Source organism: Cohnella fermenti, from assembly GCF_004801405.1.
Taxonomy (GTDB): Bacteria; Bacillota; Bacilli; order Paenibacillales; family Paenibacillaceae; genus Cohnella; species Cohnella fermenti.
This window is the reverse complement of the sequence record NZ_SSOB01000058.1, coordinates 1-8733: the sequence shown is the minus strand read 5'-3', so window position 1 is coordinate 8733 and position 8733 is coordinate 1. Positions and strand designations below refer to the sequence as shown.

The following is an 8733-nucleotide window of genomic DNA, read 5'->3' as shown; positions in this document are numbered from 1 at the left end:
GCAGCCGTCAATGGAATCGCTTCCAAACATCGGAACATTGCATAAAATAGCTGAATATACTAAAGACTTCCCCCCGAGTTTCATAGTAGGTTGGGCATAGCAGTTTTGACATGAATTATTTTCCAAGGGGGCCGTCAAATGAATCTAATAAGAGTGAATCGAATAAACGGGTACAGACACCTGCCCATTAGAAGCAAACTGATTATCGCATTTGTCCTGGTGCTCGTATTGATGGGGACGGTAAGCGGGGCTCAGTTGATCGTATTCAACAACGATATCGGCCAATACAACGCCATGCTCGTGTCCATCGAGAAGGCCAATGCCTTGACCGGCTCCCTCAAGTCGGAGTTCGACCCGGAGATCGAGAAGATCGTGAACGGACGGCAGACCTTCGAGGAGAGCGGGCATCATGCGATGATCGAACATATGGAAGAGCAATTATCGGAATTGGAGAAGAAGGAGCGAGCACCCGCAGTCACAGAGAAAATCGAAGCCGTCCGTAAAACGCTGGATTCTCTCAAATCGCAGTTGGACAAGCTGGATCGGCAGATTGCCGCGAAAGCGACCGTCGACGAGCAGACGGCCCTCTTCGAGAATATCGTGCTGGTCTCAAGCCTTGTGGAGTCGGATCTGGATCAGTTGATTCGCGCCAAATTAATCGCGAGCTCGTCCGAGAAGGATGCGATCACCTCCCGCTTCAACCATAACGTGCTCCTGTACAGCGTTGTATTTGCTGCCGTCATCGCCGTTTCTCTGCTCATCGCCTGGAGAATCTCAAGTCGGATCGCCGTGCCGCTGCGCAAATTAAGCGGGAACGCCTCCCAGTTGGCCCAAGGCCAGCTTGCGCTGGAGCCCGTCTTCAGCCGCAGCCGCGATGAGATCGGGCAATTGTGCGAAGCCTTCAACACCATGTTCGAGACGCTGCGCACCATCATCGACAGCGTGCGGGAGACGAACAAACAGGTCGCCTCCTCCTCCGGCCGGATGGATGCGGGGCTTCGCGAGAACAAGCAGGCCGGAGAAGACATCGCCACCGCGGCCATGAAGGTCTCGCAATCCTTGTACGAGCACGACGAATACATCCGACTATCGGTGCGCGAATTCGACGAGCTCGTGCGGTTATTCCAATCGATCACAACGAATTCGCACAAGATCAACGCCAAATCCTGCGATTCGCTGCATATCGCCGGGGAAGGCAATCGGCACATCAAGGCGTTCATGGCCCAATTCGCCAAGCTCAAACTGACCGTAACGCAAGTGGACCATGACGCCAACCTGCTGTATCGGCTCTCGCAAGAGATGGCCGCGATGCTGCAGAACATCCGCAGAATCTCGTCCGAGACGAACATCCTGTCGCTGAATGCCGCAATCGAAGCGCAGAGAGCGTCCGAGCACGGCAGAGGCTTCGCGGTTATCGCTGGCAGAGTGAAGCAGTTGGCCGGCGAGACGTCGAGCCTCTCCGCGCAGATTGACGAGAAGATGGGCCATGTCCGTCACACCGTGCAAGCGATTCAGAATCGAATGACGGAGAGTATGGCACAACTGCACATTGGCGAAGAAGTGGCAACGAAGGCGCAAGCGGGGTATCGGTCCATTCATGAAGCGAATGCGGCCGTGCAGGCGGAGGTCCAGACGATAACGGAGGAGATCAACCATGGAGGCCAGCGCGTTCAGCGGGTCCATCAGCTCGTGAAGGAAGCGGAGCTCCGCGCGGAGCGCATCAAGCAGGAGATCGACGAGATCTCCTCGATGGAGGAGGAGCAGGTCGCCGCGCTTGAGCAGGTGGCGGCCTCGTCCGACATTCTGACCAAGCATATCAGCGAGCTTCACGAGACCGTCTCCGTCTTCCGGCGGTGACGGCAGGTTGCCGCGATTTTATGTGATTTTTCACATTCGTCAGCCGAAATTAGCGGGAATCCCGACGTTTTATATGATTTTTAGCATACATACAGCAACTCGAACCGGAATTTTCTCCATGTATGCTATTTTTCACATAGAATCGCCCAACCTGCCCGTTACCTCGCTGCACGAATGTGAATTTTCGCATAAAATCCTTACAGGACCAGTTTACGAATCATATCGGTCTCGCCCCCGGCGGCAATGGTGGATCCGGAGTAATATTCTTAAAGTCTTCAATTACTGTTGGCATAGTTGTAATGGAAAATTCCAAGGTGTTGAACCAGTTGCGATGCTCACTTGGTATACAATTGCGTACTTCTTCGATATATGTGTTCAATGCTTCAGCTCGCGCCTTTTCAAGAGTATCCTCTCGAATAACTCTTCCTGCGTCTAATGAAACAATTTCATCGAACTTCTTAGCCGCATTTGGGGCATTTTTAAAACAATTCAGACTGTCTAACAGATGCTGCGTACTCGGATTAGGGTCCCGCGCATTCACCCGAAGTTGAATCCGTAAAATCCGCCTATATTTACAAGGCCATTCTTGCTTACCCGGTTGACCTCCGCATCCCAACGTAATTTTAGTGCCAAAGAAGTTTATTTCTTCACATTTGTAATCAGTTTCAATAAATTTAATACATTTTTGATCCCGATACTCCTCATAGTTCTTATACAGGACGTCAAAGTATTTCCACATACTAATAATAAGCGGTTGCTGGAATATTAATAGCGGTGGTTCCGAGCTATTCGGAGCATCCGGAGAATCGGGCTGAAGAGCTCTTCTCCGCGGGGCTGAATCATTATTGTACGATAGAGAGGATAATTGCGGGGACCAATAGGGAATTAGAAGATATCCATTCGCAAAATACACACCATTCATATCTCCAGCTCCCTTCTTGCTCCAGTTTATTCACCTCCGGCTATTAGGTGTTTGTTCTTAATAAACGTCGCTAAACAACGGTTACAAACATTTGGCAAGCTGCATCCATCACGCAAGCTCTATGTATTCCATACCAGTCGAAGCGATGTAGAGGTTGTCGAAGAGTTCTTCTCGGGTGGGCGGCATTGGCCATGAACCACCCAGAGCCCTCTCTTCCGCCGCCCGGGTCGGGCAACGAAAAAGAAGGCTGGCTGCACCCGCGTATCCGCCTCGCATGCCGCGTTAGATCTTGAGCTCCCCGAGCTTGATAAGCACGACAACCGCTTGCGAACGACCTTTGACGTTCAACTTTTGCATTATATTCGTAATGCGGTTGCGGACCTCTCCAATCGCAAAGGACCTCCATACACTCTCCGCGCTTGCTTCCATTCTGCTATACTGGACGTACAACAATTCAAGCGAGGTGCGGCCGATGAAGTGGGGAGAAATTACCGAACTGTATCCAAGCCGTTTGGTATTAGTGGAGGCGATAAAAGCAAGCTCTAATGAGCGTATTCGTCAATTGGAGGATATGGCGGTTATACAGGACTACAATAATCCGCAAGAGGCATGGAGCGGTTACAAACATTTTCACAAGCTGCATCCATCACGCGAGCTCTATGTATTCCACACCAGCAGAAGCGATGTAGAGGTAGTTGAAGAATTCTTCTCGGGTGTGCGGCATCGACCATGAATATCCACCTCCAACACGGGTTGCCGATTGTTTCTTTGACCTTATCTCACAACAACCAATCGGTTGTCTTGTCGAACATCCTGTTCGATACTGGCTGTGCAGCAACTGTGTTTGATACCGATAGGCTTGCTCAGATTGGTATAGACATTGATTTTATCCATGGCAGGGCCAAGCGAATGTATGGGGTCGGGGGAACAAGCGAGATATGCTACGAACAGTTTCTCCCTGAGCTTTATATTGAGCATGTTTGTTTAAAGGACTTCCCTGTCCAGCTCGGATCGATACAAGAATCGTATGGCTTTGACGGAATACTTGGCATTGACTTCATGATGAGAGTCAACTGCAAAGCGGACTTTGAAACAATGAAGATTACGCTTACCGCCTAAAACAAGCCATCCTCTAGACTAAACATCGCTTGCCTTCGTTATTCAACAACCAAGAGCCCTCTCTTCCGCCGCCCGGGTAGGACAGCGAAAAAGAAGGCCGGCTGCACCCGCGAATCCGCCTCGCATGCCGCGTTAGATCTTGAGCTCCCCGAGCTTGATAAGCTCGACAACCGCTTGCGAACGACCTTTGACGTTCAACTTTTGCATAACATTGGAGATGTGGTTGCGGACCGTTTTCTCGCTGATAAACAGTTGCTGGGCGATATCGCGAGTCGTCTTATCCTGGACGAGAAGTTCGAAGACTTCGCGTTCCCGGTTGGTTAGAAGGAATTTGCTTTTGTGGTCGTTGCCTTTCAAGTGTGTCACCCCTCCTTGCCCGGGAATGGAATGATTACAAGGTTAAGGGATACAGTCAACTTTATCATATGAACGGCTTCGGATGCTGGTGCGGTAACCCGGTAATTTTGGGCGTACGGCCAGGTCGGATATTGCGGCGACCATGGCGTTCAGAACCTATCTCGGCCTGTCAATGCTCTCCGGGACTCAACATAATATATGCAACCGCATCCCTGTCGCGCAACCGGGCAGGAGCCTGTTTGGCCGTGGAGGAACGCCTATTTCCGCGAAAAAACGACTGCACAAGCGCCAAAGAGAGCCTCCCGAGCGAGGCTCTCTTCCTTCTTGCCGACAGCGGACGACGGAGCCCACATGTGAGCGGCCAGGAAAGCCTTGACGGTGTCGAGCACACTCCGCGACCGACGCCAGCCCGCAACCGCAACCGCGCAGACCATCCGCCTACCTCGCCGGACCATACGTCCTCCTCATATGATTTTGCCGGCATTCTTGATCCGAACCTTGACCTGCACGTCGATATCCGCCCGGGAGAACGTCTCCGCCCAATCGAGCTTCCTCCACTCGGAATAGGGCATCGCGTTGCGAACGTATTGACCGATTCCGATCGCATCGGCGTGGGCCTTCTGCATTCGGCGAACCAGTTCCTCGCATTTCTCCTTGACGAGCATCGCGATCTCGGATTCCAGCCTGACCTGCTGGTCGGCATTGCTGATTCCGGAAGGGCCGAAGTATTCCAGAATCGAACCGATCAAGCTCAGCTTGAGCGTGACCTTCGGACCGGCGAGCTCCGAAGGCGGCGCGTTGACCTTGACCTTCCGCGTGCTGGAGAAGTACAGCATGGACGAGGCGTCGCTGGAGTACTGCTCGCCTTTGAAGTCCATGAACAGGTCGCCCGACTTAACCTTGCCGTACATCGCTCCGAAGTAGGGCATATCGTCCGGCGGCACTTTGCCTACCATCTTGTCCTTGAGGAACAAGGCGATCCCGCTGAATTCGATGCTGCCGGGGTTCCCGCGTATGATCGCTGCGATCGGTTCGATGCCGTCGTCATAGTAATCGCGGGTGAACGAATACAGATTCGTGTCCGGCATGTTCAGCGTTCCCGTCTCCGTCCGAATCAGGTTGTCGATGTACTCTCCCGCCGTGCCGCCTTGGGGATACGACCGCCTCATGAGATTTTCCGCCGACCCTTCAACCACGAGGAAGTGAACGCGATTCCCGATGGAAGGGTCCCGGATCAGCGAATCGATATGCTCCCACACCCCTTCTCTGGCCAGGCTCTCGCCGAAGAGGGCCTGACGCAGTTGGCCGTTCACGATTCTCCGGTCGTTCTGGCGATCGAAGTCGATCCTCGCCTCCCTGGCCGTCTTCGCGATGGTCGTATAGAGAATGGACTCCTTCTGGTTGAGCTTCGGAATGCTGATGGTGAACTTGATTTTTTCTTTTTTCCCTTCATCTTCCTCTCCGTCGGGCAGCTCGTAAGCGACCGTCCGGATAAAACCCATCTTCTCAAGAACCCGCTGATCGCCGCAGCCCGCCAGCAGCCAGGACAGCGCGACAACCCCGACGAGATTACGAAGCTTTCCCACGTTGGCTCTGCCTCCTTTTTCTCCTCTTCAGATACGCCGCCATCGGAAGCAGAGCGAGCGGCATCGCGAACGACAGGATCGCTTCCGTCATCAAGCCTGTCTGCAGCCATCGTTCGATGTCACGCAGAATATGGAAGAAGCCGCTGATCACGAATACCGCCGCCACAACCAATGCCGACATGAGCTTGTCGGGGACCCGGGGAACGATCCGCTGCAGCGTAAGCTTGCCGGCATAACAATAAATGACCGTGGAGACCAGGTTCGCGAAGAGAAAACCCGTGAAGATCAAATTTTCCATCCGGTTGAGGAAGGGCAGTTCAATGTATTCCAACGTGTTGATCAGCGGATACTGCAGAACCTGGACTTCCTGGAAGCTGAAGAAGCCGAACGCGATAATGACGGCAAGCAGATAAACGGACGTGATAAGCAGATGACCGATATACGCTCCCCGGAAGGCGGCGCCCTTCTTGTCCAGGTAAGGGAACAAGAACAGCACCACCTCGAAGCCGACGAATACGAGATAAATCTCGAACCAGCCGTGGAAGGAAGGCGCCCGATCCCCCCCTTGGAAGAAAGAAGTCGTGAGTCGGACAAGCTTCCAATCTCCGAAGAAATACGGGCTTAACAGGTTCATCGCACAAGTAAGAATAAAAAAGATCGTGATCGCTTTAAGAATACTGTACGCATCCTTGATCAGCAGAGGATACACAACCAGGCAGTAGAGCAGAAACAGAAGCCTCGGGCTGGTTGTCTGGAAGGCGAAGGTCTGATAGATCAGCATAAAGTTCTTGCCTATCATGCTTCCAAGCGTCACCCAGAAAAACGCCAGCACCGCGTATGCCGGGAACAGGACCCAGTTGGGCAGCACGCCCTCCAGCAGCTCGAACGCCGATCGCCCTTCGCCTACTCGGAAGAGCAGACGATAAAGATAAATATTGAACAAAGCGACAGGAGACAGCAGCAATAGCGCCGCCCAGCCGTTCGTCCCGACATTCTCGGCGGTGATCCGGGAGAGGCTGAAGACGGTCACGTCCAGCTCGCACATGTAGATAAATAACGCCAGATGGAATCCATTGATCTTCTCCTTCAACAAATCTCACCGCCTATTCATATTCGTCTCTTGACGCGTACCCGATTAGGCGATCTGGAGATCGTCGGCCGCCGGGTCAGCGCCCAGAACGGACCTCGCACGATGGTATCGAGCATATCCCGGAAGCTCATCGGCGCAAGCGGCGTCAGGTACGAGGCCCCGAGGTTGGTGATTCCCGCCAGATGAATGATAATGAGCGTAATTCCGAAGAAGATGCCCAGATTGCCAAGGAGCCCGGCGAGCAGAATCAATCCGAAGCGAATCAGGCGCAGCGACGCGCTCATGATGTAGCTGGGGATGACGAAGGATGCAATCGCCGACGTAGCGACCGCGATAATCAGAATGTTGCTCGTGAAGCCGGCCTGCACGGCTGCTTGGCCGATAACGATCCCGCCGACGATGCCGATCGTCTGTCCGATCTTGGTCGGCAGGCGCGCTCCCGCTTCGCGGAGCAGTTCGATCGTCGTCTCCATAAGAAGTGCTTCGTACAACGGGGGAAAAGGCACCTTGCTGCGGGATTCCGTCAGATTGAGCAGCATCGTATGGGGAATCATCTCGTAGTGGAAGGTGGTTACCGACACGTAGAAAGCCGTGAATCCTATCGTGATGGCAAATCCGATGATCCGAAGCAGACGAAGCGCGGAGCCGAGCATCCATCGCTGATAGTAATCATCCGGCGAAGAGAAGAAGTCGCTGAACGATGTCGGGCATACGAAGACGGAGGGACTTCCGTCGACGATGCCGACGATCTTCCCTCCCATCAGCTTCGACACGGCCGCATCCGGACGCTCCGTCGTAATAAACTGCGGGAAGACGGAGTTCGGGTTCTCGTCGATCAATTGGACAAGCATATTGCCTTCGCCGACCGCATCGATCTCGATGCTGCGAATTCGGTTCGTCAGCGTATCCACGTTATCTTGATTTACGATGCCGTCCACGTACATCAGCATCACCTGCGTATTGGAGATCTCGCCGACCGACAGCATAACCGTCTTCAGCCGCGGGCTGCGGACCCGCGCGCGCATGACGGAGACGTTCTGGTACAGGCTCTCGACGAAGCCGTCATGCGGCCCGGCGATAACCGTCTCCGTCTCGGATTGCTCGACGCTTCGGCCCTGCGGTTCGCCCAGATCGACAAGCCAGGCCTTGTCCTCCCGGAAGATGGCCGCGTGACCGGCAAGAATTCCTTCAATGCATTTTTTGGTATCGTCGGCCAAGCGGTAAGGAGCGTAATCGAGAATAGCCGGCAGGTCTTCCTCGCTCGAAGTCCCGAAGGGATGGACGATGTCGCGGAACAGAGGCTCCTGGCCCACCACGGAGACGAGATAGAAGACGCTGATTCCGCCGGCGGCATAATCGCGTCTGATGAAGTCGGCGCAGTTCTCGAACTGTTCTACAATGTTGGATATTGTCGGCGGCGCCGACAAATCGTCGCTTGCTTGCTCTGCCCGATTCATGCCCGTTCACCTCTGGAAGAAGAATGAAGATCAGGTTCATCCTTCCCCAGATGCCGGTCCACCATACGTCATTCGCATTCGCGGCAGAACGCAAGCCCGGCGCTCGCACGACGACCATTCGAAGACCATCCGATGCTCGCACGAAACTCGCCAATCCGGCTCCCCGCGAGGCTATTCGCCCCCTCTGGTTCAATGTCTTTTCCCTCTGATCCGCCAGCTTTGCGATTTTATGGTCGAGTAGGTAGGGCCTCTCCTTTCGAGGATTGTGCCCGTCCCCCTCACAGATCCGTACGTGCGGAATTCCCGCATACGGCTCTTCGACGCATCTTTCACAGAATGGTTATT

At 53.8% G+C, this 8733-nt stretch carries 9 protein-coding genes; 3 read left to right on the top strand and 6 right to left on the bottom strand.

The features are described from left to right. Positions 1-138 precede the first annotated feature (138 nt). A complete protein-coding gene (locus E6C55_RS29705; protein ID WP_136373469.1) occupies positions 139-1857 on the top strand; it encodes a methyl-accepting chemotaxis protein in 1719 nt (572 codons plus the stop codon). A 217-nt stretch (positions 1858-2074) separates the two neighbouring features. Here E6C55_RS29705 and E6C55_RS29700 read toward each other — a convergent pair whose 3' ends face one another. Continuing rightward, positions 2075-2779, bottom strand: a complete 705-nt coding sequence (locus E6C55_RS29700; RefSeq protein WP_136373468.1) for a hypothetical protein — start codon at positions 2777-2779, stop codon at positions 2075-2077. 282 nt (positions 2780-3061) lie between these two features. After that, positions 3062-3268, bottom strand: a complete 207-nt coding sequence (locus E6C55_RS35505) for a hypothetical protein (protein ID WP_407923776.1) — start codon at positions 3266-3268, stop codon at positions 3062-3064. Here E6C55_RS35505 and E6C55_RS29690 point away from each other — a divergent pair. Both E6C55_RS29690 and E6C55_RS29685 read left to right on the top strand, forming a co-directional pair. Beyond that, the gene (locus E6C55_RS29690) at positions 3252-3512 is read left to right on the top strand and encodes a hypothetical protein (RefSeq protein ID WP_136373467.1); all 261 of its coding nucleotides are present in this window, start codon (positions 3252-3254) and stop codon (positions 3510-3512) included. The two genes, E6C55_RS35505 and E6C55_RS29690, sit on opposite strands and share 17 nt — an antisense overlap. Further along, positions 3509-3898 carry an aspartyl protease family protein gene (locus tag E6C55_RS29685; protein WP_136373466.1) on the top strand — a complete coding sequence of 130 codons (390 nt, stop codon included), beginning with the start codon at positions 3509-3511 and terminating at the stop codon, positions 3896-3898. Before E6C55_RS29690 ends, E6C55_RS29685 begins: the two co-directional genes overlap by 4 nt. A gap of 132 nt (positions 3899-4030) precedes the next feature. Here the strand turns inward: E6C55_RS29685 and E6C55_RS29680 are convergent, their stop codons facing one another. The 4 genes from E6C55_RS29680 to E6C55_RS29665 form a co-directional block, all read right to left on the bottom strand. Further along, on the bottom strand, positions 4031-4255 hold the full coding sequence (locus E6C55_RS29680) for a helix-turn-helix domain-containing protein (RefSeq protein WP_136373465.1): 225 nt from the start codon (positions 4253-4255) through the stop codon (positions 4031-4033). 464 nt (positions 4256-4719) lie between these two features. After that, positions 4720-5841, bottom strand: a complete 1122-nt coding sequence (locus tag E6C55_RS29675) for a Ger(x)C family spore germination protein (RefSeq protein ID WP_136373464.1) — start codon at positions 5839-5841, stop codon at positions 4720-4722. Next, a complete protein-coding gene (locus E6C55_RS29670; protein WP_136373463.1) occupies positions 5825-6931 on the bottom strand; it encodes a GerAB/ArcD/ProY family transporter in 1107 nt (368 codons plus the stop codon). The genes E6C55_RS29675 and E6C55_RS29670 overlap by 17 nt, the downstream gene beginning before the upstream one ends. 17 nt (positions 6932-6948) lie before the next feature. Next, positions 6949-8388 carry a spore germination protein gene (locus E6C55_RS29665; RefSeq protein WP_136373462.1) on the bottom strand — a complete coding sequence of 480 codons (1440 nt, stop codon included), beginning with the start codon at positions 8386-8388 and terminating at the stop codon, positions 6949-6951. Between the last annotated feature and the right edge of the window lie 345 nt (positions 8389-8733).